The organism is Rhodococcus sp. SB1D, from assembly GCF_048573875.1.
Lineage (GTDB): Bacteria > Actinomycetota > Actinomycetes > Mycobacteriales > Mycobacteriaceae > Rhodococcus_F > Rhodococcus_F qingshengii.
In genome coordinates, this window is sequence record NZ_JBMAIQ010000014.1 from 79,008 (window position 1) to 105,782 (window position 26,775).

The 26,775-nt window shown below is 59.4% G+C and carries 27 protein-coding genes and 2 tRNA genes; 1 reads left to right on the plus strand and 28 read right to left on the minus strand.

What is annotated here, in order from left to right:
* Positions 1–24: 24 nt before the first annotated feature.
* The 5 genes from ACN50D_RS26505 to ettA all read right to left on the minus strand — a co-directional run bounded on the left by ACN50D_RS26505 (position 25) and on the right by ettA (position 8,170).
* Positions 25–711: a hypothetical protein gene (locus tag ACN50D_RS26505; protein ID WP_030536651.1), complete on the minus strand. Its 687-nt coding sequence runs from the start codon at positions 709–711 to the stop codon at positions 25–27.
* Entirely contained in the window at positions 704–1,123 is a 420-nt protein-coding gene (locus ACN50D_RS26510; RefSeq protein ID WP_003944573.1) for an acyl-CoA thioesterase, read from the minus strand. Before ACN50D_RS26510 ends, ACN50D_RS26505 begins: the two co-directional genes overlap by 8 nt.
* On the minus strand, positions 1,120–5,967 hold the full coding sequence (locus ACN50D_RS26515; RefSeq protein ID WP_007730933.1) for an NAD-glutamate dehydrogenase: 4,848 nt from the start codon (positions 5,965–5,967) through the stop codon (positions 1,120–1,122). Before ACN50D_RS26515 ends, ACN50D_RS26510 begins: the two co-directional genes overlap by 4 nt.
* 99 nt (positions 5,968–6,066) lie before the next feature.
* The gene (locus ACN50D_RS26520; RefSeq protein WP_003944475.1) at positions 6,067–6,486 is read right to left on the minus strand and encodes an acyl-CoA thioesterase; all 420 of its coding nucleotides are present in this window, start codon (positions 6,484–6,486) and stop codon (positions 6,067–6,069) included.
* 4 nt (positions 6,487–6,490) lie between these two features.
* Entirely contained in the window at positions 6,491–8,170 is a 1,680-nt protein-coding gene (ettA, locus tag ACN50D_RS26525; RefSeq protein WP_007730925.1) for an energy-dependent translational throttle protein EttA, read from the minus strand.
* 781 nt (positions 8,171–8,951) lie between these two features.
* Between ettA and ACN50D_RS26530 the strand changes: the two genes are divergently transcribed.
* Positions 8,952–9,380, plus strand: coding sequence for a hypothetical protein (locus ACN50D_RS26530; RefSeq protein WP_211921246.1), 429 nt, complete (start codon positions 8,952–8,954; stop codon positions 9,378–9,380).
* Between the two features lie 471 nt (positions 9,381–9,851).
* On the opposite strand, the gene ACN50D_RS26535 is transcribed toward ACN50D_RS26530, so the two are convergent.
* From ACN50D_RS26535 to ACN50D_RS26645, 23 genes are all read right to left on the minus strand, one after another.
* Complete coding sequence (locus tag ACN50D_RS26535) at positions 9,852–10,244, minus strand: hypothetical protein (protein WP_211921248.1); 393 nt, start codon at positions 10,242–10,244, stop codon at positions 9,852–9,854.
* Complete coding sequence (locus tag ACN50D_RS26540; protein WP_211921250.1) at positions 10,228–10,497, minus strand: hypothetical protein; 270 nt, start codon at positions 10,495–10,497, stop codon at positions 10,228–10,230. The genes ACN50D_RS26535 and ACN50D_RS26540 overlap by 17 nt, the downstream gene beginning before the upstream one ends.
* Before the next feature lie 11 nt (positions 10,498–10,508).
* Positions 10,509–11,411: a hypothetical protein gene (locus ACN50D_RS26545; RefSeq protein ID WP_211921252.1), complete on the minus strand. Its 903-nt coding sequence runs from the start codon at positions 11,409–11,411 to the stop codon at positions 10,509–10,511.
* 82 nt (positions 11,412–11,493) lie between these two features.
* Positions 11,494–11,853, minus strand: a complete 360-nt coding sequence (locus ACN50D_RS26550; protein ID WP_211921254.1) for a DUF2190 family protein — start codon at positions 11,851–11,853, stop codon at positions 11,494–11,496.
* A 10-nt stretch (positions 11,854–11,863) separates the two neighbouring features.
* The gene (locus tag ACN50D_RS26555; RefSeq protein WP_211921256.1) at positions 11,864–12,481 is read right to left on the minus strand and encodes a hypothetical protein; all 618 of its coding nucleotides are present in this window, start codon (positions 12,479–12,481) and stop codon (positions 11,864–11,866) included.
* Positions 12,482–12,722: 241 nt separating this feature from the next.
* On the minus strand, positions 12,723–13,058 hold the full coding sequence (locus tag ACN50D_RS26560; RefSeq protein ID WP_211921258.1) for a hypothetical protein: 336 nt from the start codon (positions 13,056–13,058) through the stop codon (positions 12,723–12,725).
* Entirely contained in the window at positions 13,051–14,553 is a 1,503-nt protein-coding gene (locus ACN50D_RS26565) for a hypothetical protein (RefSeq protein WP_211921259.1), read from the minus strand. Before ACN50D_RS26565 ends, ACN50D_RS26560 begins: the two co-directional genes overlap by 8 nt.
* A complete protein-coding gene (locus tag ACN50D_RS26570) occupies positions 14,543–15,883 on the minus strand; it encodes a phage portal protein (RefSeq protein WP_211921261.1) in 1,341 nt (446 codons plus the stop codon). The genes ACN50D_RS26565 and ACN50D_RS26570 overlap by 11 nt, the downstream gene beginning before the upstream one ends.
* Positions 15,884–15,901: 18 nt before the next feature.
* The gene (locus ACN50D_RS26575) at positions 15,902–16,510 is read right to left on the minus strand and encodes a terminase (protein WP_257230614.1); all 609 of its coding nucleotides are present in this window, start codon (positions 16,508–16,510) and stop codon (positions 15,902–15,904) included.
* On the minus strand, positions 16,485–17,558 hold the full coding sequence (locus ACN50D_RS26580; RefSeq protein WP_211921263.1) for a terminase: 1,074 nt from the start codon (positions 17,556–17,558) through the stop codon (positions 16,485–16,487). The genes ACN50D_RS26575 and ACN50D_RS26580 overlap by 26 nt, the downstream gene beginning before the upstream one ends.
* Positions 17,559–19,052: 1,494 nt before the next feature.
* The gene (locus tag ACN50D_RS26585; RefSeq protein WP_211921265.1) at positions 19,053–19,436 is read right to left on the minus strand and encodes a RyR domain-containing protein; all 384 of its coding nucleotides are present in this window, start codon (positions 19,434–19,436) and stop codon (positions 19,053–19,055) included.
* Positions 19,433–19,708: a DUF7213 family protein gene (locus tag ACN50D_RS26590; protein ID WP_211921267.1), complete on the minus strand. Its 276-nt coding sequence runs from the start codon at positions 19,706–19,708 to the stop codon at positions 19,433–19,435. The genes ACN50D_RS26585 and ACN50D_RS26590 overlap by 4 nt, the downstream gene beginning before the upstream one ends.
* Positions 19,701–20,072 carry a cyclic-phosphate processing receiver domain-containing protein gene (locus tag ACN50D_RS26595; protein WP_211921269.1) on the minus strand — a complete coding sequence of 124 codons (372 nt, stop codon included), beginning with the start codon at positions 20,070–20,072 and terminating at the stop codon, positions 19,701–19,703. Before ACN50D_RS26595 ends, ACN50D_RS26590 begins: the two co-directional genes overlap by 8 nt.
* A gap of 13 nt (positions 20,073–20,085) precedes the next feature.
* Positions 20,086–20,472 (minus strand): hypothetical protein, encoded by a 387-nt coding sequence (locus ACN50D_RS26600; protein WP_211921271.1) that lies wholly within the window; start codon positions 20,470–20,472, stop codon positions 20,086–20,088.
* A gap of 503 nt (positions 20,473–20,975) precedes the next feature.
* Positions 20,976–21,872 (minus strand): hypothetical protein, encoded by an 897-nt coding sequence (locus tag ACN50D_RS26605; protein ID WP_211921273.1) that lies wholly within the window; start codon positions 21,870–21,872, stop codon positions 20,976–20,978.
* The gene (locus ACN50D_RS26610; protein WP_372450121.1) at positions 21,869–22,438 is read right to left on the minus strand and encodes a DUF6932 family protein; all 570 of its coding nucleotides are present in this window, start codon (positions 22,436–22,438) and stop codon (positions 21,869–21,871) included. Before ACN50D_RS26610 ends, ACN50D_RS26605 begins: the two co-directional genes overlap by 4 nt.
* 133 nt (positions 22,439–22,571) lie before the next feature.
* Positions 22,572–22,644 (minus strand) — tRNA-Phe (locus ACN50D_RS26615).
* Positions 22,645–22,781: 137 nt separating this feature from the next.
* Positions 22,782–22,855: transfer RNA gene (locus ACN50D_RS26620), tRNA-Leu, on the minus strand.
* Between the two features lie 123 nt (positions 22,856–22,978).
* Positions 22,979–23,488: a hypothetical protein gene (locus tag ACN50D_RS26625; protein WP_211921277.1), complete on the minus strand. Its 510-nt coding sequence runs from the start codon at positions 23,486–23,488 to the stop codon at positions 22,979–22,981.
* The gene (locus tag ACN50D_RS26630; RefSeq protein WP_211921279.1) at positions 23,485–24,402 is read right to left on the minus strand and encodes a ParB N-terminal domain-containing protein; all 918 of its coding nucleotides are present in this window, start codon (positions 24,400–24,402) and stop codon (positions 23,485–23,487) included. Before ACN50D_RS26630 ends, ACN50D_RS26625 begins: the two co-directional genes overlap by 4 nt.
* A gap of 56 nt (positions 24,403–24,458) precedes the next feature.
* Complete coding sequence (locus tag ACN50D_RS26635) at positions 24,459–24,710, minus strand: helix-turn-helix domain-containing protein (RefSeq protein ID WP_372450122.1); 252 nt, start codon at positions 24,708–24,710, stop codon at positions 24,459–24,461.
* 325 nt (positions 24,711–25,035) lie between these two features.
* Entirely contained in the window at positions 25,036–25,206 is a 171-nt protein-coding gene (locus tag ACN50D_RS26640) for a helix-turn-helix domain-containing protein (protein WP_211921281.1), read from the minus strand.
* A 175-nt stretch (positions 25,207–25,381) separates the two neighbouring features.
* Entirely contained in the window at positions 25,382–26,032 is a 651-nt protein-coding gene (locus tag ACN50D_RS26645) for a hypothetical protein (RefSeq protein ID WP_211921283.1), read from the minus strand.
* Between the last annotated feature and the right edge of the window lie 743 nt (positions 26,033–26,775).

Sequence of the window (26,775 nt, forward strand, 5' to 3'; positions counted from 1 at the left end):
ACACCGCACCCGCCACCTGAACTCCTATCGTGCGACCATCAGCGGTATCGAACCACCGCGGTGACGGTAGATCGAACCGAACCGTGCATCGAGCCGCACCCAGGATTTGCTCGCCCGCACCCGAACCAGTTCCGAGGCGTCGATCTGCTCGAGGTCGATGTCGGCGGTCATCGCCTCGGACCCGGCGTGCGGAACGAATCCCATTGCGGTCAAGGCAAAAACAACCCGCATCGAGATCCCGACCGTGCCGGACGGACCACTGACCTCGAGCACGTCCTGATCGAGCAACGACGCCGGCGGACCGTGACTACTTCCATGCTCCAGTGCCAAGGCGTTGCCCCGCTGCGCCAGTTCGATCAGCACCCGGGCGGGTACGTCGTCCAGGTGCTCGAAGCCGTCCATCGGCGGCAACGCCCCACGCCACGCCGAATCCATGGCGAACCCCGGATCGATCAGCTCACTTGTCGCCTGCTCCACCGCCGAGAGCAACTGATCGCCGGCAGCCGAGGTGTCGTCAGGGTTGATGGTGCCCGCCACGGTTCGCGTAGCGAGAGCGTCGAAACCCGTTGACGCCCAAACGCTCAGGTGAGCATCTCCGCGTCGACGCATCCGGATGACCGTGGACTCGTCCAAACGCAAGGCATGACCGATGAAGCCGGCCAAGTTCTTTCGCTCGGCCTCCTCGGGCACGGTCAGTACACGTTCATGCACGTTGCCAGCTCTCCAAGTACTCGCGCTCGGGCCCGCTGAGGCGACGCAAACGTTGAGTGTCGATATCGAAGGCCGCGATCTGAGTCGACGCCACGATGGACGGCGGGACACTGAGATCCGCACCGCGGGGGCGAACCTCGTACGCGATGGTGAAGTCCACCGCGCGCACCTTTTCCACCCACATGAAGACGTCGAGCGGCGAATCGTCGTGCCGCAGTTGGCCGCGGTACCGCACATGGAGATCGGCAATCACGGCCCCGTCACGCAGGGTGACCGTCGGGCGCGAGTCTTCGAACAACCAAGGAATCCGCGCCTCTTCGAGCAACGTCACCATCCGTGCGTGGTTGATGTGCTGGAAGGCATCCATGTCGGACCACCGAACCACAACTTCGGCGTGGAATCCTTCGCTCAACGTCCTACCTCCGATCGGGTGCCCATGCTGCGCACCATGCTACGAACCTGACGCGCCGCCACCGAGAGCGTCGCGAGGTCAAGCGTCCCAGACTCGAAGATCTCGACGAGAGCTGCCCTCGCCCGGCTCAGACGCGAGGCGTTGGTCGACTCCCATTCGTCGATCTTCTCCTGCGGCGACTCCCCCGGCTCGCCGCCGGCCAGAACCTCCATCGTCAGCTGCCGAAGCGAACTGTAGAGGTCGTCTCGCAACGCGAGCCTCGCGAGCGAGTGCCATCGATCGCCGCGCTCGAGTCCCGAGACCGCGCTCAGCAACCAGTCGATTCCCAGATGCGCGTCCAAGGCGTAGTACAGCTCCGCGACTTCGGTGATGTCGTGATCTGCGATGTCGGCGATATCCGCGATGTCGAGCAGGCAGTAGACGTCGAGCAGTCGGAACACGTCCAGCGCCAACGCTTCCGGAGCCCCGCGATCGATCACCGATTGAGCCCGCACCAGCAGATCGTCGAGTTGATGGCCCGCAAGCAGCCCCGGAACCAGAGGTGCCGTCGCCCGATACGCCGCCGAGTAACGCGCTACCTCGGCGCCGACGGCGATCGGCTGGGGCCGATTGGCCAGGAACCACCGCGACGCGCGGTCGAGCAAGCGGCACGACTCCACGATCAGCTCGTTTTCGATCTCTGCACTGACGCCCGCCGAGCGGATTCGCGACCACACCTCGTCGAGCGCAAACACCTCTCGCACAGCGGCGTAGGCACGGATCGAGTCGGTACTGCTCGCTCCGGTCTCCTCGGCCAAGCGGTAGGCGTACGTGATTCCGCCGTTGTCGATCACTTCGTTCACGAGCATCGTCGCGACGATCTGCCGCCGCAACGGGTGTGCCTTGATCTCCGTTTCGAACCGATCGCGAACAGCGGTCGGGAAGTACTGCGGGATCTGCTGGGCGAAGAAATCGTTGTCCGGCAACTCGGTTGCGAGCAGATCGTCCTTGAGTGAAAGCTTGACGTGCGCCGTCAGCGTCGCCAATTCCGGCGACGTCAGACCCACACCGGCCTCGAGTCGACGCTCGATCTCCTTGTCGGTCGGCAACGCCTCGAGCTTGCGGTCAAGGCCACGTGCCTTGGTCAGATCCGTCAACTGACGGCGGTGAACACCGAGCATCTGAGAAGCGGTCACGCGGGAGATTCCGAGCAGCGCGTTCTGAGCAATGTTGTCCGCCAACACCAGCGCCGCCACGTCGTCGGTCATCGACGCCAGCAACGGATTCCGTTCCTGCGTGGGCAGTAACTGCGAACGCACGAGCGAATCGAGAAGAATCTTGATGTTCACTTCGTGATCGGAGCAGTCGACGCCGGCCGAGTTGTCGATGGCGTCGGTGTTGATGTGACCGCCGCTGGCGCTGAACTCGATTCTTCCCAGAGCAGTGACGCCGAGGTTGCCGCCCTCCCCGATCACCTTGACCCGCAGATCTTGACCGTCGACACGCACGGCGTCGTTGCTCTTGTCGCCAACCTGCGCATTGGTCTCGGTCGACGCTTTGACGTATGTACCGATTCCGCCGTTCCACAGCAGATCCACCGGTGCCGACAGAATCGCCTGCATCAATTCCGGCGGCGAGAGCTTCGTGACCCCCTCGGCCAGACCCAGTGCGATCCGGACGCTTTCGGCGATCGGAACCGACTTGACCGTGCGGTCCCAGACGCCGCCACCTTCACTGATCAGGCTCTTGTCGTAGTCGGCCCATGACGACCGTGGCAACTCGAAAAGTCGTTGACGTTCGACGAACGAGCTCGCTGCATCCGGGTTCGGATCGAGGAAGATGTGTCGATGATCGAACGCGCCCACCAGACGGATGTGCCGACTGAGGAGCATTCCGTTGCCGAACACGTCTCCGCTCATGTCGCCGACGCCTACCGTCGTGAAATCCTGCGTCTGCGTGTCGACCCCGAGTTCGCGGAAGTGCCGCTTGACGCTTTCCCAGGCGCCGCGAGCGGTGATACCCATGCCCTTGTGGTCGTATCCCACGGAGCCACCGGAGGCAAACGCGTCGCCGAGCCAGAAGTCGTACTTGGCGGCAACCGAATTGGCGAGATCCGAGAACGTCGCCGTGCCCTTGTCCGCGGCGACCACCAGGTAGCGATCCTGATCGTCCTTGCGCACCACTCGATCCGGCGTCACAACTTCGCCGGTAGCCGCGTGCACGTTGTCGGTGATGTCGAGCAATCCGGAGATGAACGTGGTGTAGCAGGCCTTGCCGGTTTCCAGCGTCGCCATTCGATCAACGGCCGGATCACCCGTCGGCAGAGGCGGATTCTTCACGACGAAGCCGCCCTTGGCGCCGACCGGCACGATCACCGCGTTCTTGACGGCCTGAGCCTTCACCAAGCCGAGCACCTCGGTGCGGAAATCCTCGCGCCGGTCGGACCAGCGGAGCCCGCCGCGCGCGACTGCGCCGAATCGCAAGTGGACGCCTTCGACCTCGGGCGAGTACACGTAGATCTCGAAAGCCGGCCGCGGCTTGGGCAACTCGCTGATCCGTGAGGGATCGAGCTTGACCGACAGGTAGTCGCGCGAGCGGCCATCGGCGTCGACGACGTAGAAATTGGTACGCAAGGTCGCCTTCACCAAGGAGAACATTCCACGCAGAATGCGATCGGCATCCAAGCTGAGTACCTCGTCGATGGACGCACGCAACTGCTCGTCCAATTCGGCGACGCGAATGTCGTCCTGCTTCTCGGGGTCGAACATCGCCTCGAACAACTGCACCAATGCAAACGCGGTCTGCGGGTGTGTAAGCGCGATTCCTTCGATGTGGAACTGACTGTACGGAAATGTGGCCTGGCGCAGATACTTTGCGTAAGCACGCAGCACCACGGCTTGCCGCCAGGACATTCCGGCCCGCAGCACCAACTCGTTGAATCGGTCAGCTTCTGCCCGGCCGAACCAGACTGCACCGAATGCAGCCGTGAATCGCTTCTGGACCTCGGTCAGCGGGGCGGTACTGGTCTCGAGCGGCACCTGCGCATCGAGGTCGATCTCGACCGACGCCCGAAGATCCGCCGGTACCGACAATCCGAAATCGTAGATCCAGCACTGAACGCCGTCGAGTCGCTGCACGACGTGCGGCCGCTCGTCGAGAACTTCGACGCCGAGTGACTGCAGCACCGGTAGCACCTGGCTCAACGAGATACCGTCGCCGCCGACGAAGAGCGTGAAGCGCCAGGCACCGGGCGCGGAGTCCACAGCACGATAGAGCAGTACGTCGATCGCGCCTGGCGCCAACGCCTCGAGTCGGGCGATGTCGGCCAACGCGCGTGACGGTTCGAAGTCCTCCTTGTATCCATCGGGAAGCACCCGCGAATACCGCTGCACCAGTTCCGGATCCACACCCGGACTTTCACGAACAAGGTCGTTGATGCGGTCGTCCCAGCTACGACTGACTTCGGTCAACAGAGCCTGAACTCGCTCGCGGTTGGCCTCGGAGACATCCAGATGAACCGGCTCACTGTCCGGATCGCGCCGGATCGTCACGTGCAACAGCGCAAGATCGTTCTCGGTAACCCGGGCGGTGTAATCGACTGTGCCTGGTCCGAATTCGCGCCACAGCAGGTTTTGCATCGCCAGTCGCACCCGCGTCGTGTACCGGTCGCGGGGTAGGTACACCAAGCAGGACACGAAGCGTCCGAACGTGTCCTCGCGGACGAAGAGTCGCACCTGTCGACGCAGCCCGATGCTGTGCACGGCGTGGACGGTCTCGAACAAGGTCTCGGCGTCGCTCGAGAACAACTCGGTGCGTGGGAACGACTGGATGACCTCGAGCATCGCCTGACCGGAGTACGAATGCAGGTCGACACCGGCACGCGCGATGACTTCGCGAACGCGGCGCTCGATCAGAGGAATCGCGAGGACGTTCTCGTGGAGTGCGACCACGGTGAACACACCCAGGAATCTGTGCTCCCCCACGATGTTTCCCTCGTCGTCGAGGATCGAGACACCCACGAAGTACGGGTAGACAGCGCGGTGCACCGTGGCGGGGAACGATCCCTGCGTCAGGACCAGAAGCGGTCGATCCGGGAGATCTGCGACGGGAGGCAAACTCATCGGGCCTTCGGTGACCGCGTCGGAGCGCAGCACGCCGAGCCCGCTGCCGGCGACCGTGCGTGAACCGTCCTTCGTACCCTCGAATCGCCGGTATCCGAGCACGGCATAGTTTCCGTCCGCCATCCACCGCAGCAGCCGAGCGGTATCGGAGAATTCTTCGGGGGTGATCCTCCCGGAGGCAGTTTCTGCAGCACTCTCCAACTCGTCGGCAACGCGCAGTTGCAATGCCTTCATGTCCGGGGTGTCACCAACCACCTGGCGGACGTCCGCGAGCACCTTGCCGAGGTGTGCTTCGATCGCGTCGAGAGCGGAATCCTCGACTTCGGAGTCCAACTGGACGTGCATCCAGGATTCTTGGATACCGCTGTCGCCCAAGGACATCAGATTGCCCGAGTCATCGCGTTCAACCGTCAGGATCGGATGGGCGAATTGACTGATTCCCACACCTTGTCGGTTGAGCATCGCGGTAACGGACTCGACGAGCAACGACATGTCGTCGGTGACGATCTGGACGGCAGCGCCGAGACCCTCGGATCCTGACGGGCGGTACACACGCCATACGGCCGTGCCCGGGGTCCGCTGCCTCCCGAGCGCAAGATGCGCGAGCAGGACTCGATCCGATCGACCGTTGATGACGTCGTCGCTGTCACCCTCGTCGATATGCGTGAAAAAGGCCTCGCGAAGACGCGTCAACAACGTCGCTTCGTCGAGGCCTGTGCCCTGCTGCCGTACACGGTCTGTCATTCCTGGCTCACATCCTTGTGGGTTCTGATCGCCGCGACCAATCTCTGACTCGAGACTAGCCGCGGCAACCAGTACCTAGGGTGAACTGAGAAACGAAATCTACGATGTCGTCATCTGAACAAGCGATGCTTCGAGCACCGCGCGTTCGCTGTCCGCCAGCGGTCTGGACTTTTCGGACACCGTGTCGAATCCGACCATCAACGCGTCGCCGAAAGCGCATTCGACACCCGCGTTGTCACGGATGACGTGCCGAACCGTGAACGAGGAAGTCCCGACGTGAGTCGTGAAGATCTCCACATTCAAGGGACCGGACCGATCGGTGACCGGCTTGAGGAACTCGACGGTCATCTTTCGAACCACGAGGTATCCCGGCCGGCCGCCGAGCGGCGCCAGTTTCGCTTCCAGGAACTGGATGCGCGCTTCCTGCATGTACTCGACGTAACGCGTGTTGTTGACGTGACCCAACCGGTCGGAATCGCCCCACCGGACCTGGATCTGCGCTGTGTATACGTCGGACACCGGATCAGTCCCTGGTGAGCTTGCGGTGAGTCACGCGGTGCGGGCGTGCGGCGTCGGGGCCGAGTCGCTCGACCTTGTTCGCCTCGTAGCCCTCGAAGTTGCCCTCGTACCAGTACCAAGCTGCCTCGTTGTCGCCGAAGCCACCTTCCCACGCGAGGATGTGGGTACAAGTCCGGTCCAGGAACCAGCGATCGTGCGAGATCACGACGGCGCAGCCGGGGAACTCTTCGAGAGCGTTCTCCAGCGAGCCGAGGGTTTCGACGTCGAGGTCGTTGGTGGGCTCATCGAGCAGGATCAGGTTGCCGCCCTGCTTGAGCGTCATCGCCAGGTTCAGGCGGTTGCGCTCACCACCGGAGAGGACGCCGGCCGGCTTCTGCTGATCGTGGCCCTTGAAACCGAACGAGCTGATGTACGCGCGCGAGGGGAACTCGGTCTGGCCGACGACGATGAAATCGAGCCCGTCGGACACGGTCTCCCAGACCGTCTTCTTGGGGTCGATTCCGGAACGGTTCTGGTCGACGTAGCTCAGCTTGACCGTCTGACCGATCTTGACCTCACCGGCGTCAGGCTCCTCGAGACCGACGATGGTCTTGAACAGCGTCGTCTTACCGACGCCGTTGGGGCCGATGACGCCGACAATTCCGTTGCGCGGCAACGTGAACGAGAGATCCTTGATCAGAACGCGACCGTCGAAGCCCTTGTCGAGGTTCGAGACCTCCACGACCACGTCACCCAGGCGCGGCGGTGCCGGGATCTGGATCTCGTCGAAGTCGAGCTTGCGCGTCTTCTCTGCTTCGTTCGCCATTTCCTCGTAGCGATCGAGACGAGCCTTGTTCTTGGCCTGGCGGGCCTTGGCGCCGGAACGAACCCATGCGAGCTCGTCCTTGAGGCGCTTCTGCAGCTTCTGATCCTTCTTGCCGGCAACTTCGAGGCGTGCAGCCTTCTGCTCCAGGTAGGTGGAGTAGTTGCCCTCGTACGGGTACAGGCGTCCGCGGTCTACTTCACAGATCCACTGCGCGACGTGATCGAGGAAGTAACGATCGTGAGTCACGGCGAGGATTGCGCCGGGGTAAGCAGCGAGGTGCTGCTCGAGCCACAGGACAGATTCGGCGTCGAGGTGGTTGGTGGGCTCATCGAGGAGCAGGAGGTCGGGCTTGCTCAGCAGCAGCTTGCAGAGCGCAACGCGTCGCTTCTCACCACCGGAGAGGTGGGTGACCATCTCTTCCGGCGGGGGGCAGCGCAGGGCGTCCATAGCCTGCTCGAGCTGCGAGTCGATCTCCCACGCATCTGCGTGATCGAGCTTCTCCTGCAGTTCGCCCATCTCTTCCATGAGCTCGTCGGAGTAATCCGTAGCCATCAGCTCGGCGATCTCGTTGTACCGCTTGAGCTGGACCATCGTCTCTCCGAGACCGTCCTCGACGTTCTCGCGAACAGTCTTGGTCTCGTCGAGCTCCGGCTCCTGCATGAGGATGCCGACGGTCGCGCCCGGAGCCAGGAATGCCTCGCCGTTGCCCGGCTGGTCCAGTCCGGCCATGATCTTGAGGATGCTGGATTTACCAGCGCCGTTCGGTCCGACGACACCGATCTTCGCGCCGGGGTAAAAGCTCATCGTGACGTCATCGAGGATGACCTTGTCACCGTGCGCCTTGCGCACCTTCTTCATCGTGTAAATGAACTCGGCCACGCCGTGGGTCTCCTAGCTGGGAATTCTTGAGTACGACCTCGGGAATCTCTCTCAGATCCCCCACAGGCCATTCGGGCTTCTATCCCTCGATGTTATCCGACAAACCAAATCGGCCCCGGTTGGTGCGCTAACACCAGCTCCGGAGCCTCGGAACGAAGGAATCCAACTTCCCGTGAACCGTACCAAGATTGTATCGACACCCACCGACAAACTCTTTACCAGCAGAAACGTGCGTGAAGCCACCGCCGTCATGCTGATCCTCTTCGCCAGCTACGCCGTCGTCTACGGCGCACTGAAGGTCCTAGTCCTCTTGGGCTGGCACGCCTGATCCAAGTGGCGAAGCCAGTGATGCTCGGACCGATCCGGCACCCGTAGATCACCACTCCCCCGTTCGGAACTCAGATCGACCTCCTGCGCCCGAGAGATATTTCGGGTGGGCCAGCTAGCCCCTGGTGCCGTCTCCCGTTGCTGGGAATAAGCATCATCTCGATCACAAGATGACACCAGGTCCAAGGCAGGCCCGAGCTGGAACGGCGTGGCAGCCGTAGCGCATCTGTGAACACACCGGCCCTGACGCCCTGCGACTAATACCCGCCAGGCGTGGACACATCAACCAACCGACCGCAGTGACCGACGCGGCACGGCGAGTGTCCCCGTTCCAATCGCGAACGGGGAACGCTCTGCCCTTCCCTCCCGCTACTCCCTCTGCGGTCACCAAAGCTAAGCCCTCACAAGACTTCTCAGCGCCTAATGGCGCTCCCGCAGACACGGAGCTAGAGACATGAGCAACATCGAACTGACCCACTGGCTTGGCAGAGTTTCGGCCACAGCAGTGTGCAATGAATTCGCAATCGCAGTAAGCACCGTCGTCGACACAATGCTCGGCCCACGCCACCAACTTGTCATCAACCAAGCAGACCAACAGGTGATCGTGGATGCCAAACAGTCACCATGGCTTCTGCGCCTTCTTCTGGATGGCGTTCGCGCTGTCGAGACCTTGGATCCGACTGTTGAATCGCGGTCGTGGCGGGTTGAGTCACAGCGAGCGCGTGATGTTGAGGAGGCCAGGGCATACCGGTTCCTCGCGTCGGTGGAACAAGATCAGCGTTCGTGCGAGGTGCGCGAACTGGTCGCGTCGTGGATCGAACGAAGCGGTGCTGACGTGGACGCCTTCCGCGAATGGTGGGCGGATTCGGGCGTCGCCCTCTGAAATTTCAGAGGCTCGGATGTAAGTCCATAGCCATTCGAACGATGAAGCGCCCCACCTGTCGCATAGTCAGGTGGGGCGTTCGCCGTACAGAAGGCCGTTCGACCTGATTGCTCTCAACTGTGCGGACGCAATGGCAGCCAACGCAAACGGAACAGGCTTAAAGTCTACGGCTGAGCGATCGTGACGACTGCACGCGCGGCATCCGGGTCGAATGAAGCATCCTAAACCAAGCTGAATCACACGAGTGGCATTTTGTTACCGGATCCAACAGCAGCACATACGAACTCACCACGTGACCATCCACGATCTCCACGTTGCCGGCATCAACGGATGACGAGGCGAGCTGTCGCTGTTGCAGCAGGCCTGTCCACGGCACCTCAGTAGGGGCAACAGGCCGTCGATTGCCCGTAGACGGATCAAGCTCTGGGGGGTTGTCCTGCAACAACACCCACTTCTCAGGTAGTTTCGACATCAGCCCGGCACAATCGTGAAAGCGCCACCGAATTGAACTCCCACCGCTGGATCGAGTACAGCCAGATCATCAGCGGAGAAGAAGATCAGCGACGGATCGACATCCACATAGGTGGTGCTGATCTCCGGGTACTGTTCCGAGCGGACCCGCAACCCCACTCGCATAGCATCTACAGCGCGAGCCACCGCAGTGACCAGGACCCCCGTAACGAGCGCAGAACTCAGCGAGCCCTGCGCGATACGGGTGTCAATGTCCAGCGGATACGCACGCAGTCGAGCCGACGCGAAGTCGATCAACGACTCAACCTGAAGGCGTTCAGCATCATCGAAGGTTTCCCCCAGACGAAACTGAACGTCTTCAACTGTGATGAGCGGGCTAAGCGGTGCCGTCACTCGATGCCCCTGCGGGCTTCTTGGGGGCTGCCTTTGCGGGAGTGGTCTTCACAACAGGCTCAACCTTCTCGGTCTCGACCGTCTCAGCCTCAACCGTTTCGGTTTCAAGCTTCTCGATCAGGCCACCCGCAGCGAGACGCGCAACATCCGCTTCCGACACGTCAAGCGGCACAACCGCATCCTGATACAGGTACTTCAGCTTTCCATCAGCACCATTCACCCCGACAAGGGGCGCAACAACAACATAGGACATACTCAAACCCCTCAGATTCCGGTGATCTTGATAGCAGCACCAGGCTCATTCACATACGGAACGCACACACGCCGGCCACGAACACGCCACTGATCGTTGTCCTCGTCGCGAATCGACTTCGTCTCAACGGTGTCGCCGACGTAACCTTCACCGAGTTTCTCGTCACCGATACCGCCGAGGGCGTTGGTGTCAATAACCCATGCGCCGGCAGCAGGCAGGTTCGGGGTCGGGAGAATCGTCAGACCCGCAATGGTGCGGAACTCACCCGTGTACACCGAGTTACCCTTGTCCTCACGAGCCATCAAAGTCGACAGCTTGTCATCAGACGCGAGGAGAGCCCACGTGAGGTCATCCACGACAATAACGTCGGGGTCATAGCCTTTGTTCAGGCCCTTCACCTTCGCCTTCGCGAGCATGATGTCGCGAAGAATCTTGGTGGAACTAGCCCACGCACCATCCGTCACATTCTGGGCAGCAGTGACCTGAGACGCGATCAGCGACAGCGACAACGAATCAACTGTCTTCACAAGCTGATTCACAATGACGTTGAACGCCTTCTCAACCGGGGAGAAGTTCGACCGCTTGATCTTCTCATCCGTGATCGGCACGTCCTGGCCCCACTTGGTGACCCGAACCGCCTGCGGGGTACCCGAACCGACACCAGCCAGCGGGTACTCAGCGCCAGGCGAAACAGCCTGCACCGGACGATCCGTGTAAAGCGGGTCATCCTGATCGAACACGATCGCCCCACCCGACACATCCTGGCGAGAAGTCAGAATGAAGTCAGAAATGAAACGCTGACTTGCGATCTCGTTCACGCGAGCCGCGACAAGCGTCGGATCCTTCAGGAAACGATTGATCGTCGCGACATCCGCCGAGAACGTGGGCGGACCAGCGGGATAAGTAATAGCCAATTTTCGGCCCTCCAGAGCCTAAAGAAGCCCACCACAAAGATGTGGCAGGCTTCGAAGAATTGAGTTGAAAGAACGGGGTGCGTCAGCGGAGTGCGACAGACACCTTGCCGTTAGCAGCAGCCGAAACCGCGATACCAACAACCTGGTCCGGGGTGCCGGCACCAACAGTGGCGACCGCGCCAGCAGCAGCGGTAATCACGTTGGCACCAGCCGCAATTGCACCCGAAGCGGTGAGCGGATGTACGCCCCCGCGGTGAACGGTCACCTTGTCGCCAGCAGCCGCATCAAACGCTGCAACACCAAACCACGCCGCCGAAGCAGCAGTGGCAGGAGCGACACTGTCGTTGCCGGAAATCATCACGACCTGACCGCCAGTAACAGCAGCCGAAGCTGTCAACGTCACATCTGCGCCAGGCTTCCAGAACGGAATATGATCAGCCATAAGTGTTATCTCACTTTCGATTCGGAAGAGATCCGTAGATCCCCTCATAGACGAGGTCGCCCTCGGTTTTGGTTGGGCCGGGCTGCGGTCCCGGAGACGGAACCGGAGCAGGAACGCGAGGTGCGTTCGGATCGACAGCAGCCACCGGGGCCACCAACGTCGGCTGCAGGATCGCCCAGTCAGCCGCAAGTTCTTCAGGAGTCGAGCCTTCGAGGCGATTCACCCATTCCTTGGGGACGCCGTTGTTGTAAGCGAAGTTAAGACGCAGATTCTCCTGCGCTTGCTTCTCCGCCGCAGCGGTCGCTTCAGTCGCAATCTTCTGCGCCCGTTCAAGTTCCGACAGCTTCGCATCCTCAGCCGCCTTCGCATCAGCAGCAGCCTTGTCGCGCAAAGCCTTCAAATCTCGTTCAGCTTTTTCTGCACGTGCACGTTCGGCATCGAGCGCCTTCTTGCCGGGGTCACCGAGACCCTCGGGATACTGAGGTTCAGCCGTCGCGGCCGGAACAACAGGAGCAGTCGGCACAGGAGCTGCAGGCACAACAGGTACGGCCTCAGGAGTGACACCAGGAACCGGCGGCACAACATTCGGATCAGAAACAACGGGAACAGCAGGGGTAACTTCAGACATAGGTAGAACGCCTCCATCGCGGGGGAATTGGCCCGCACCGGATCGCCCGGACGGGATTGAGAACAGCCACAGACCGTGGCCAAAAGAATTTGGGTACAAAAATGGCCCCGGAGCAGAAAGCTCACAGGGCCTCAAAGATTGGGATCTACCAACTCGCGTTGGTTACCAAGATTTCACCGGTTTCGGGCATGAAAAAACCCCGAAGCATCAAACACTTCGGGGTTCAACAGCAAGTGCACGCTTACGCAGCAGAGCGGACCCGTTCAGCAACAACACCCTCACCCGGAGCGTCATCAGACGTCAACAGCAAACCCCACCCCGTACGCGCAACCAGCGCATCGAAGATGAACTGTGCGCACCGCCGGCGGGCAGCCAAACCACCCGCGTAGTAGATCTCCACCAACACAGTGCCGGCATCCTCAGGGTCCGGGGAAACCCCCACCCGAGTGCGATCATCTGGGGTCATCCACGGCTGCGGCCCATCCAGCACCGCAGCCCCGAGAACATCCGAAACCGCCGAAACAACATCATTCAGGGAGGAAGCACCTGACACTTCCACGTAATCGACGTTAGCCATCAGAGCCTCCAATCCTTCGTTGTAACGGCAAACCATCCGCGCCGGCGGCACCGATGATCCAGATCTCGTGCACATCAGCATATCTACCAATCAAGTTCGAAGACAGCTCTTCAGCTGCCTCGAAACTGATATCCGACCGGTTGATATCCAGAATCCAACGATTCGCCTGTTCACCCATGCTTTTGGTGATCTGCCGCATGATGGTGTTTCTACTGGAAGATGTAGGCGATTTGAACTCCCAAGCGACAGCCCCATCAGGTCCCTCGATCAGAACATCTTCACGGCGAGCTGCGATCGGCGGCCGGAACGTCACGTTCTGGCCCAGCAGCGCCAGCCGCTCGGCAGTGTCCAACTCGTGTTGTTCCACATGCTTGACCTGCGTGCGGTCCACTTTGCCTTTACGGGGCGGATCGCCGCCTTGGATCGATTGACCACGCGTCGGAGGCTTGACGGGAGGCTTCCCACCACCAGCGCTAGTCAAAGGAACCGGCTTCGATCGCACAGGAACCTCGTCTGCCATGTAGCCGTACAGCTTCAGGAGACGCAATGCATCAGGACGATCCTCGGCCATCGCCATAATCGACTCAGGCATCAACCTGGGTGTACTCGCCTGAAAGTAACGTCGTCCGCGAACATCAGTCGATCTACGGGCAGACCCCGCGTTCGACATCGCCCGGTAAGCGACACCTCTACGAGTCACACCTTCGTGAGTCGCAAGCAGCTCCTCGCCGAACACCTGCGCCGTGGACATCCCCCGACGTGCATTCACAACCTGACTAATGTCAGCACCATCGCGAATCGCCTGAGCGCCAGCAACAGTGAACTGCCGGTCCTGCTGCTCCACAGAAAGGGACTCGAAATACTCGTTCGGATCGGTGGTCAGATCACCGGAGCGGTTTTCCGTAGAGGGGATATGCCGGCAATCGCACCCCGGGTGCCTAAGGAACCCCACGTTGTACTTGTAGAACGTGCCCGCCAACACTGTGCACCGCGGACATGACGGCGGATTGAGCATTCGCACGTACCCGACTCGTCGCCTCGACGCGATATGCAGCGACGTTGCAGCGCGAGACGCATCCGCAACCTGTACCTGCATCCTCACAAGCAACGCAGAAAGCCCCGACGCCCACGCCTGAGCCGTAGACGCACCCTGAGCAACCTGGCCCTTAGCGGTGACCACAGCGCCGTACATCAACGACTCCAGCGCACGCCCATCAGAGGCCACACCGACCAAGCCATCAAGATTCGGCACCGCATCCGGTTGAACGCCAATACCCAACTCGTCCAGCACATCAGCGACATACACACCCGACCCGGCCATCGCCCGACCTTGACCAGACGCCACCAACTGCATAAGCATCGGCAAATTCCGGTCAAACCACGCATCGAAATCGGAAGGCGGTCGAGAACCCCACATATCGGCGGCGATCCCCAACACCTCAGCCGTAATCCCCCGCTGCTCCGCGTAGTGCGCGGCCGCAGCATCAGGCAGCATTCGCCTTCACAATGCCGGCAATCTGATTTGCAGGAGAGACTTCCTCATCCATCTTCCGCATCTGCTCCCGCTGAGTAGCGCTGTATCCCAGATCGATACGCGTCTGCTCCAACGGAACCAAACCAGACTCATACTTCTTCACCGCAGCATCAGCAACCTGCGCCACAGTCGGTGTCGATGGATCACGCCACACCGTCTCCAACTGGTAATCGCGATCCTCCAACTCAGGCTTCCCTCGCATGAACATCAAGTTGATGCGCTGAACGTCTTCCCACGCCCCACCGAGGAACGTGTGCTTCCGCTCAACCTTCTTCACCAACTGCGACTCCGAAGAGCGCATCGCATCCGCCGAAGGAGGGTTGTCACTGTTGAACCCCATGTAATGAGGCGGCAGCGCAGCCATCTGGGAAGTCAACTGCGCCAACAGTTTGATCGTGCCATGGAAGTTCGCGAGGTCGGCCTCAGGGAAGGTGCCAACATTGACATCTTTGTTCTCAGACGCCCACAGACGCCCCTTGATCTTCGACCACGAACTCACCGGATTGCCCTGACGGTCAACGAAGTCGCTCGCCTTCAACCCGAACGCCCACCGGCGCGGCATCGCATGAAACTCAGCCGAAGTCATCATGTCCGTAGCCATCTTGTTCGCCGCATCAGCTAACGGAATGATGTCCCTGAACTCCGTCATCCCATCCGGACGTAACAGGCGAGGCTTATTGACCAGCGGCACAACAGGAACAATCCCAAAGTTGTGCTTGTCTTCGAACCCGTCCTGCTTCCAGTCGCCACCGTCTTTGACGAACTCCACTGTCTCAGCAGGCGTGTACACGAGGACATGCTCGACCTTGTCCAGGTCTTTCCACTTCTTGATCGCCGCATTCACCTTGCGGGTCTTCGGATCGCGCTGCGCCCACACCTGAAACGGTGACTCGACCGTATTCCGCGGCGGCTTGTCCTTCTCCTCATTCGAGGAAATCAGCACATAGGCTCGCGACAACGCCAACGAATCCAGATGCCCCTGCTGAGACTGCTCATCCATGTCGTTGTACTGCCAACACGCCCACAGATCTGCATCCTCAGTGTCCGAGTCCGCATACCGGAAACCTTCGACATCCAAACGGTTCTCATACGCATCAGCAACCAGACGAGCCCAGTTCAACACCAACTCGACAGCGGTGTCACCAAGCTCTTCCTTCATCGCCTCAGACATGTACTTGAGAGGCTGCTCGCCCTCCAAATAGTTGTCCCACTTCGTCAGATTCGCCAGATCAGCCGTCAAACCCTTTTCAAGAACCGGGATCAGGTCAATAGCGTTCACAGTGTCGGCCATCGGCACAACCACCCACTTTCAGAAAACAATCATTCGGCTACTCGGAGCGTCCGACCAACCAGCCTCACGAGCATCAGCCGCAGCCTCATGAGCAAGAATGGAAGCCATTGCAGGATCAATCTTTTGATGATCCGCCGGCTTACCCAACACATACTTCTGACCCGGCTTCGCGACCTTCCGACAATTCGCCATAGCGATCGCCGTAATCGGACAACCATCCTGAGTGATTCGCCCACTAGCCAGATCCGTCTCAAAACGCCTAATAGCGTGAAACATTCGATCAATCTTGTTCGTCGGCCACTCCGACACATGCCCATCACCATGAGCAAGAGACCAATCACCGATCTCCGAATACCAGTCCTGCGGGTCACAATAGAACCGGCCAACACGCCACGTCGAAAAGATCTCATCCACAGCAGCATTCACCTCGCCACGCGGAATCTGATCACCCCAATCAACAGGCTTCCAAATCGTCGGCAACCGATCAGGCCCATACAACGGCGTGAACTGAAAACCATCACGCGTCTCAGCCCGAATCGCAGTCCAGTCATTATTTTCCGACCCGTCGAAACCCAACGAAATCGCAGTTCCAGGAGCAGGATTAGGCAACGCCTCTTTCTTCGACACCAGCGAACCTCGACTCCCACAAACCATCACGAAGCCAAGACCCCTGGCCATACACCAGCCGATTACCGAAGAACCGCTCAGCCTGAGCCGGATCACGCTCCAAAATCTCGGCCGCGTCAGCCTCGATCGAATCCAGATTCACCCACCACGAACCCTCGTAGACATACTGGTGAATCTTCCTACGATCACGCTTATTCCGATAAGACAACCCAGCCGGCGGCTTCCGATAGAACCGGAAAATGTCCTGCACCTGAGACTCATACGTAGCCTGCGCAACCGAATTCTCGGACGGATCCCAACAGTTCGTGGTCTCCAACGTCCGACCGCCCATACCAGCAGCACCACGACGCTGCGTATCAGCAACATTCACCATCTTATTCGTCTTGGTGTACAGACCGGTTTCATCCTGCAACGCGAAACTAATCGGATTACCAAGACGCGAATTCGCCGACGCAGTCACAACATCGATACGGTCACCATCATCATCGCCAGACTCACCAGCAATACGAATGAAGCCCTCACGCGGATACATCAAATCCGACAACGGACCCAACTTGATCATCGCCACAAGCGGGCGATACACATTCGCAACCTGATCCTCAGACGTAGCCGTCAACTGAATCAACGGCGAAGGATGACGCATCCCCATCGGCTCACCAGGCAAATACGGGTACTCCCAACCACACCCACAACCCCAATCGGAGCAGGCATAGCCATCACCCTCACCAGCCCAACCAGCAAACAAACTCGGACCAACAGCCTCCACAGCCACAATCCCCGCCGACCACGGACCCTTACCCGTCTTCTGCGGAGCCACAATCTGCGAACGCCGATACGTAAACGCCTGATTCAACAACGGATTCTCAGGAACCCACTCAGCATCCGACCGAATCCTGTAATGGTTAGCAGTACACCAAAACTGCCAGTCAGCCATCTCAAACGGCTTACCACGCTGAAACCCATTCGGGACACGACAATGCTGCCGCACCCACCCATCCTGCAAATCACCCAACGTCGGAAAATCAACCACAAACTCACTGCCCGACATCAACAGCCCGCAACCGACGCTCAGGAGGACCTACCGCAACAACAGGACCAGAACTCTCCTCACGAACAACGCCAACCTCATCCGACGCGATCGACCAACCATTCTCACGCAACCCCGCCGGCGACATCCCCACCTGATCAGCCAAACGAAACATCGCCGTAGCCTCCCCCGGACCAGCATCAGCAGACTCAGCACGAACCTTCCACCGAACCCACATCGCAACCGTCTCCCAACGCCACGACTCCCTAGCCCACGCAGCAGCCTGAGGCGACTCCCACGCCTTCCCCCACACCTCAAGCTCACGAGCAGTCCCAGACCCAAACGGCCAATCAGGCACCGGCCCCGAATAGCCCTCAGCCGGCAACACCACACCACCACCCACACCACGCCGATCAGAACGACCAGAAGTCGGATCAGGCTGCGGCCCAGACCTACTACGAGCACCACCACGAGCCACCACAACCACCACCTTCAGCAGCATCGCGCCGCATCAAACCAAGCCAGCATCGCGCCGGCCTGAAAACTTTTGAACTATTCGCACCATTGCGCGCCCTCACCCGCGGTGATTTTCGTTTTCGCGTTTGGGGGTTTGCCCCCACCCCTTGCGTTGGTGCAGGTCAGCTTGGTCGTTCGCTTTGCGTACGGTTTGCGTTTGTGCTGGTCAGGGGCTTGGGCGTGTGCCGGCTTTGGAGCTGTTGCATGCCCGGCAGAGGACTTGGAGGGGTCCTGTTGGTGAGCCTCCGTGTTGGATGTCTTGGATGTGGTCGGCTGTGAGGTCGGCGCTGGGGTGTCCTGGTCTGTTGTGTCCGGAGCACCAGTTGCCTTCGCGTGTTCGATGTTCGGTTACTGCTGCGGCTCTGCGCTTCTGCTCAGCGGCTGTGCGTGTGCGCTTGGTGGGTGTGGTTGCCCATTGGTGGGCGTCACGCTGTGCCCTGTGTTGCCTGCATTCGGGCTCTGGTTGCATGTGGTGGCATCCGGGTTGTGAGCAGACGCGTGTGCGTGCTCGTGGCATGGGTGCTCACCTCGCATACTCATCGTGTCGTTGGCGTGTCTGTTGCTGTTGTCTGCGTGGGGCTGTCTGGTTCCCTGTGTGCGGGTGCCTGTGCCCTGTGTGTACGTGTGCGACGCGTATGGATGCTGGGTGCTGTTGTGTTGCGCCCGTTGGCTGCTGGCCTGTGTGGTGGTCCGGTAGCCGGTGTGCGTGTGTGTCCGTGTTGGGGGTTGTGTCTTCTCGCCGGCTTCTCCGCGTTTGGTGAGCTGCCTTCGTCGGTGTGCTCACCGTGCTGGCGATGCTCGTGCTGCCAACTGTTGTCCGCGGATTTTGTTTCAGAAAAAATCTGATTAGAAAAAATCTGATTGAGAAGTTTCTGTTTAGATTTGTTTCTGCGTTTTAGATTCGCCGGCAGTTTGTTTCGGCCGCCCGAGTTTCAGGCAGGTATTCACCGCCTGGTGTTCCGTAGGACTGGTAGTGGATGATCCGTCCGATGCTCGGCTTCATGCTGACACCTCACTTGCAAGCGCACTGACTACAGCTGAGAACACGTCGTCCTTCAGCTTCTGATCAGCGGGCAGGTTCCCATAGTCAACGAGACATGGATGAGTCTTGGCGTCGGCGTCCTTCACCTTCCCGGACTGCCAGCCATCGGCGCGTTTGAACTCGCACCACGACTGGTGCAGTTGTTCTGGCGTTGCACCGTCAATCGCCTTGCGAACACCGTCAACCGCAGATTCTCGCTGCCACGACGGGGCATCGTCCCAATGGGGTGACACAGCTGGATCGCCTGTCTCAACTTGCAAGGCGCGGTTCGCTTCGTGAGCAATTCTGGCGATCGATTCGAGCTTCATCCTGTAGATGCCTTTCGGTCCTGTGCGGGTCATTCGAGGTCTGCCTCTTCTGTCTGCCCGATCAACTCCGGGATCTCACTCAGCAACCCTTTGATGGAATAGGTGAGTGGTCCACCGAAAGGCAGCGCTAGGTACTGGGTTGAGTCGACGGTGCCTTCATCTGTGAAGCGTTGCTGCCCAACCACGAGTGCGTAATGAGAGACGATCCAGGATTCTCGTGTGCCTTCGGCTTCGTCGGCTGCGGTGGTGAGTTCGTTGATCGCGGCGTCGAGTTGTTCGTATGCCCGGGTCAGTCGTTCACTCACGGGCACCTCCGCCTATCCAGTTCCGCACCTGCGAGTCGCAGCCAGTTCCCCAGAAGTTGCAGCCGTAGCCCTTCAAAGTCCCAGCAGGAGCGTGCGCCTCGATGAAGCCGAGCATGACTTCCTCGCCGTCTTCATTGGCTGTGTGCACGTACAACTCAACCGGCCAGAAGTTGTACTTCTGCATCCAGCGGAGGACGGGCATCACTGTGTCGGTGGCATACCCGAGGTCATGATCGAGGGACAGGCAGTCGATCGGCTGCCGCAGGAGTCGGTGCGTTCGAAGCGTCTCGATCGCGGCTTCCGCAGTCATGCGCAGCACCCAGCCGTCGGGCGCGGGACGCTCGTCATCTACGAAGAGCTTCACGGGCACCTCCAGGTCATCGATTTATGGAGGAGCTAAACGCCGCTAGTGCCTCTTCGAAAGACGTTTTGACAATCGCAGACGGCGACGGCAACTCGTGCCCGCCAACATTCACCGCCACACGAGTGTCCGGGCGGTAAGTGAACTGCGCCGTATCCGGTTCTCGCGCGTAGTAGTTTTCGCCGAGGTAGTTGATGACCTTGCGGTCTTCGCTGATGCAGAAGCCGTTGCCCGGCTGATCCTCAGCGTTGAGAGGGGTGGATGATCGAACACCTAAACCTTGAGACCGCACAATCACGTGTGCAGCATCCATCACCAGATGATCAATCACATCGGGGTCGAATCGTGCTTCGTCCAGCTCGTCACGGTATGTGGTGAGTGCTTGCGCTGTGGTGGGTTTCAACTTGCTCCCCGCCTGGTTTTGGACACAAAAAGCCCCACTGACCCGAAGGTTGGCAGGGCAAGATTTGTTTGACGCGTGGGCTGTAAGGCTTATATGTCCATCATGACAGTCACAGGGACACACCAGTTTTAGTTCTACATCTGCTAAAACCTTGTGTTGCAGGGCAGTTGATCTAGGTCGTCGGCTGTCATCCTGGCGCGATCTCTGTCTCAGGTTCCGGTGCATACTCCAACGGATCTCTCTGCGACGGTTCAGGAGCCCCGACTGGACGAGGCTTCGAAGCAGGCTGCTCCCGTCCGCTAGAGTCAGTTCGTGTGGCTAATCTAGCCACGCCACCCTCGGCTTCAAGCTCGCTTCGCACGCCGCCCACTGTTGTGTGGTGGCTACCAGTCCTTTTGGCGTGCTCGCGATCTGACAGTTGTGGGTCGGCCTTAATCGACTCCGCGATCAGCGCTCGCGTATACGCCAATCCTGGTTATGGAATCCGAACCCCGCAAGGTTCCTCAAGGAGCAACCTCATCGGTCAACTTCGCATCGTGACTGACCAATTCTTGGAACACGCGAGTCTCGACGGCTTGACCACCCACGTCGTCGGCCTCGACCGTGGTCTGAACCAAGACCCTCACGTACCGGCCAAGCCTGAAGGCGTCCCCACCAAGCGCGCCCTCGGGGACCGACTCGACAAGCACTTTGCTTCTCTTGTCGACCTTGATAATGACCTTGCCATCGAGTTCTGCGCCGTAGACGGATCCATTGATCTGCTCGGTAAATACACGTGGCTTTCGTTCGAAAAGATTACGCGCGTACTCTCTTCCGACATCGCTGATCTTTGAAGTTCTCCGCGCCCCATGTGGGCTTAAGAAGTCAACTTCGAGGTTGACGTCCGCTGCATCGAGAGCCTTCACCAATTTCCGAAGGTTCTCCCACCGCTCGGAAGGGGCCTTGATCTCGGAACTCTGTCGTTCAATGGAGTCATGTAGGTCAAGGATTTGGCCCAGCGCCGCCTCGACACTCGACACCACGCCGAGATCAAGTTGGCCTTCCTCCGCCTTAGCCACAAAGTGCGGCAACGCATGGATTATGACGCTTCCCTGACCCACACCCACGAATTGAAGGCGAGCACTATCCCGAAGTTCCTCAGGCAGAGCGGCTTGGAGTTCCTGATCGAGCCTCTGCAAAACGGGGCTCGCGCTGAAGTCAAACACCCCGTCTTGGACTGATCCGCCGAATAGTCGAACGTCGAGCCGAAGCGGGTAAGCCGCGGTCGGCGCAATCCGGCGCATTGCCTCAACGACCGCTTTGCGAGCTGCTCCCGCCAGGTCATCCTCCACCGCGTCGTCCAACAACCAGCTCGGCGGCTGGAAGCTGTGTGATTCCGCCGCGCGTCCGACCTTGCTCACAGAATCACCTCCAGGTATCCGCGACGCGAGGGTGCGTCCTCAATGCGAGGCGCAACCTTGGGGCCGGCTGGCCGGACCCTTTGCCAGAAGTCGTCCAGCGATCCCCGCGTCTGGTAGTAGTCTGCCTCCAAAATTGAGCAGGTGCCAGCGAACGGCGAGGCTACTGGGTACCACGTTATCGGGAACGGCTCCACTCCGTACTCCGACACCACCGTGGGTCGGTGCCCAAACAGGGTCTTGAGCGCTTTCGTGCCGGGCTTCCCGCTGAGAGCGGCTAGCTTGAGTCCATTCACCTGCGGCGAAACATCGACATCATCGGGGTCTAATACGCTGGAGGTGAAGCTTCCGCCGATCCACAACGACATCAGAACGTCGGGATCGCCAACCTTGCCCTGTATGAACTTCCAAGCCTCGATGTAGTTCGCGAGGCCCTCGTACCGATCGCGTCGCGTGACTGACGAAGCAAACTGTGGATCCGCCACGAAACGGGCTTCAATTTCTTCGAGCGCGCATCGGTATCGCCCGAGCGGAAGATGTCCAGTCGTGGGGTCGAGGGGCGGAATCATGCGCAATCCAACTGCAACCGCATTTGTAGTTGTGGCATGCCGTTGACCCCTTCGCTCAGTGACGACTGCTACGGAATCATGTCACGAGCCACTTCATTTAATACCACCCGGTATGTACTTTCGATGCAATGTGTGTCAACGGCAGGGTTCGAACCTGCCACCTCTCGGACTTCAACCGAGCGCTCTACCAACTGAGCTACAACGACTGAGGCAGGGTGGTGGTCTCAACCAGACCACCACCCGCCAAGGCGGACCACGGGAACCACCCACAAGCTCACCGGGTCAACACCAACCTGCCGCGACTGGCCAACGCCCGCAGATTCTCACACCGACATGTGAGCCGTACCCCGTGCGAGAGTTGAACTCGCACACACATTCCTTTGTGGAATGCCGCTTTGCCTGTTTGCGTAACGGGGCAGATCTTCCGCCCTTTGTGGGCGGGGATGCAGCAGCTGGTTTGGCCGGTCGCGATTAGTATCTGAGACACCCAACTTCAAACCAGCTACAACTAAAGTTTACGGTCCAGTCACCCGAGCCTGTTTATGCCGCAACGGCCATGGAGTCAAGGAACACCCCACTGAGAACCCGGGAACCAGTTATCGACATCGCGTCGACCAGATATGCCGTTGAGTTCTCCGAGTTGTCGAATGCGCCTTGCTGCTTCTGAAGATTGCCGCGACGATTTTCCAACAGGTGGAGCAGGTCCTCTGCGGTCAAGCTCCCCGTCGGGATGATCACCCCGTTGACGCGCACCGGAAGCTCTAGGTGCTTCGAGGCGGAACCCCAAAGCCCTTCTCCCGCTTGCTTCAATAGTTGAACTAGTTCCGCCAGGTTGCGGTTAAACGTGCTCCGCGAGTAGTCAACCCACCGTTTCTGTTGCGCCCTTACCATTTGGGCGATCGGGTCTAGGTTGGGAAAATAGCCAGCAGCGACCTTGGATCGGAAGTCCGCTTCGACCGACGACCATAGGTGTGTCTCGTCGATGCCGCCGGCGTCGTTTGCCAGTTGGGCGACAGTCTCATTGAAGAACTTGTTGAGGTCTTGGTTCATTTCTTTGTCCACTCCAGGAGGTCGCTGAGGAAGCTGATCGCGCCCTCAATTTTGTCGGCGGTGTATGCGGATGCGTTGAGGTCGGCCAACTCCTTAGCGTTGAATCCGTCCATGAATTCTGCAGCTGGGATGTTGCGTTTCGCTGCGAGCGGGAGGATGGATTGTGCGCAGCCGGTGTACAGGCTGTAGCGAATGTCGCGTTCGGCTTTGGCGGCGCGTTCGGCTTCCTCAGCTTCACGTCGAGCCGTCGCGGCCTCCCTCTTGAAGTCCGCTTCCCAGCGCGCTTTTGACACGGATGGTGGTTCATTGTCTGTGAGGTAGTCAGGCGCTTTGGCTTCGAGGAAGGCGCGTGCATCGGTCTCGCGCTGCTCCGCACGTTTCTCTTCTTCGAGCAGCGACGTTTCGTAATCCCGCTTCTCGCATGCTTTCTTGAAGGCCGCATCGAGGGCGAGGGTGCCAGCCACCACCTGCTCAGCAAACTCGGGAGCGAAGTCCAGGACGATGCCAGCGTCTTTCAACGCCTTGATCCAGGCCGAGTTAATAGAGGATTCTCCATTATCTCCGATCTGGACGCTGCCGCGCTTCCATCGGCCGTCATTTCTACGTCCGTCCGCTTCCAACACCAACGCCGTAGACATAGCCCGGGCACCAGTGGACATGTGACGACGCCCGACATTGCAGGCGATGACGAACTCAGCGAAATCATCGCCGTCGTAGACGTCGATACGCGCCTCGACGCCGGCCCGATTACACGCTTCTAGGCGATTGCGGCCATCCAACAACAGGCCGTCATTGGTGACTGTCAGCGGATGGAGTAAGCCGACCGACTTGATCGACTCCGCCAGCTCATCCAACTCACCATCCGACAACATAGGGAAATGGTCCGCATACCGGTGGACTCCAACGATATTCATGTGAACTCCTTAATGAAGGCTACCTACCCGCGTGATCGCGAGGTAGTTTTTGATTTCTATCGTCCGTAAGCCATATCGGGTTTCGGCCGGCCCGCAATTTCCGGCTGCCGCTCGGAACTGAATCGTCCACTGGCCTTGTTGGCCTCACTCTGATGTTTGATGCGAAGGAGGTCAGATAGTCGATACTTCGCGTACCTACCTTGGCCTCGTTGCTCGATGTCGTTCTGCGTGATCCAGCGGGCGATTGTCTGCTTTGATCGGGATAACCGATCAGCAGCCTCGTATCGGGTGATCCAATCCTGTTCCATAGGGTGTTCTCTTTTCTAAGTGTGAGTTCGGTCTTTGTGTAGGCATAAAAAGGGCCACCCCAAGGTGTTGTCGGGGTGGCTTCGCTATCTCGAACGGATTAATCCGCTACATATGAATGGTGGCATAGCTGCGGACGAGCCGGTTTACGTCAAGATTCGCCGGTTTCTGCACGGAAGAGTGCAGCTAATCGACTCCTCCGTTCCTCGGTGAGAGGAGGGGCTGCGACGAGTAACTCGGCGACACGTGGGTCTGCCTGGGGTTGTTCGAGTTTTGACACAGTTCTCCTATTCGAAGGCACAGATCTGTTCAGTTCGGTTGGTGCAACTACGCGTTGGCCCTCTCCCAAGCCACGATCTTGTCCACGTTGAATCGCCACAACTTTCCGATCCGCATCGCAGGAACTTCTCCGCACGCCGCGAGGTCACGGACTCTTCGTTCGGAGATCACCCATCGCATCGAAAGGTCCTTCACAGTCATAAACGTTGTCTCTGCCATTCTTCCTCCTGTTCTGGTGTCCAATCTGTACGTTCGGAGACGTGAAGAATTTCCTCACGTCGTGAGATTCCATCGAGGATCCGGTGACTCACTGAGCCTTCAGTGAGGATTCAGTGAGTGTTGGAAAGATTTACCACCCCGAAATCAACCCATAGAGGGATCGCCACTCGGAGAGCTACCGCGCCAATGGACCCAGCGCAAAGATCGCCGCCTTCCCATGCCTGGCACCAGAATGTCCACTGGACAATTTTTCGAGCCATCCAAGTTGAACCAGCTTGCCCAACGCCGTCCGAATCCTTTGCCGGTTGAAACCCGTTGCGGCCTCGACATCCCGCGTCGGGCAGGTGACCGACCTCCGCTCACGACGTACGATTTCATTGGCCACGAAACACAAAGTCGCCCTCTGCGGTTCGTTCAAACCCAAGTCCAAATCCGGATCATCGAGCAGATCCACGACCGCGAACGCCTCCTCAACCGCCTTCTGCCGCATATCGAAAGAGTTGTATGGATCATCAAGGTGCTCCTGGGCTCGATCCCATGCATCGCGAAACGCCCGCGCCGCACTCCCAGCAGGGAACTCTTTTCCCTTGTGGTCGACGGAAAGCTGCCTCCACAGACCGGATTTGAGCGGATCGCACACATGAGACTCGGTTCGCTCCCGACTCCACCCTCGAATCTGGGCAGCCATGCAGATCGAGACGAGCATCCCGAATTGTTCGGGCCGCTTACCCCTGACCCCGTCGTGGACAGCGTCGACATACTGGGCCGGTAGTGCTTCATCGAGTTGAGGCGTCAGTGGTGGTTCTAGGACGCCGGTGGCCGGCATAAGTTTCCTCCTCGTGAGCTAGGAGGGCATCGTGAATTTGATCAGCGAGGTCCTGAAGAGCCGTCGGGCTCATCGACCACACGCCAGCTGGGCCGTTGCCCCTTTGGCGAGAGACCAAAAAGCGCTGAAAGGGCTTGTGCCCTTTGCGGCGCTGCGTCTCTGACGTAACTGTGAACTCGGACATTTAGACCAGCACCACCCGATTTGTTGCGTTCAGCAACACCTTGGCGGCACCGTGATCGGATCGAAAAGCATCAAAGTTCAATGTGATAATCTCCTACGTAGTTGACGATCGATTGCACTCGATCGAGTTGACAAAGCGGGAATGCACCACACGCCTTAACGGCATGCAGCGTTAGATCTGACGCTGTGAAATTGACAAGGATCCCCCACCTGGCAGCGGGTAGAGCTGTAGCCGACAAATCGGCGCGAAGAATGACGCAACGAAATCCGCATTGTGCGGGCGTTGCGTCACAAGAATGAGCTGCGATGCGGGGACTGTTAGTTGTCGCCCCGGCGAGTCTGCTCAATCGGCATGCTACACCGCGTCCCGCTCCACCGCAAGCTTAGACCTAGTGGCCGACAGAAACACATAACGCGAGATGTTGCGAGTCAGATCGATGAAAAACCCAGCACGCCTCTGTCAGCACACACATCGTGCGGCGCATCGGCGTGCCGTCTGTCACATTTCTAATCGCAGACTCGACCTTATGCATCCAAAGGGTCCCCAGCGTCGGGAAGCT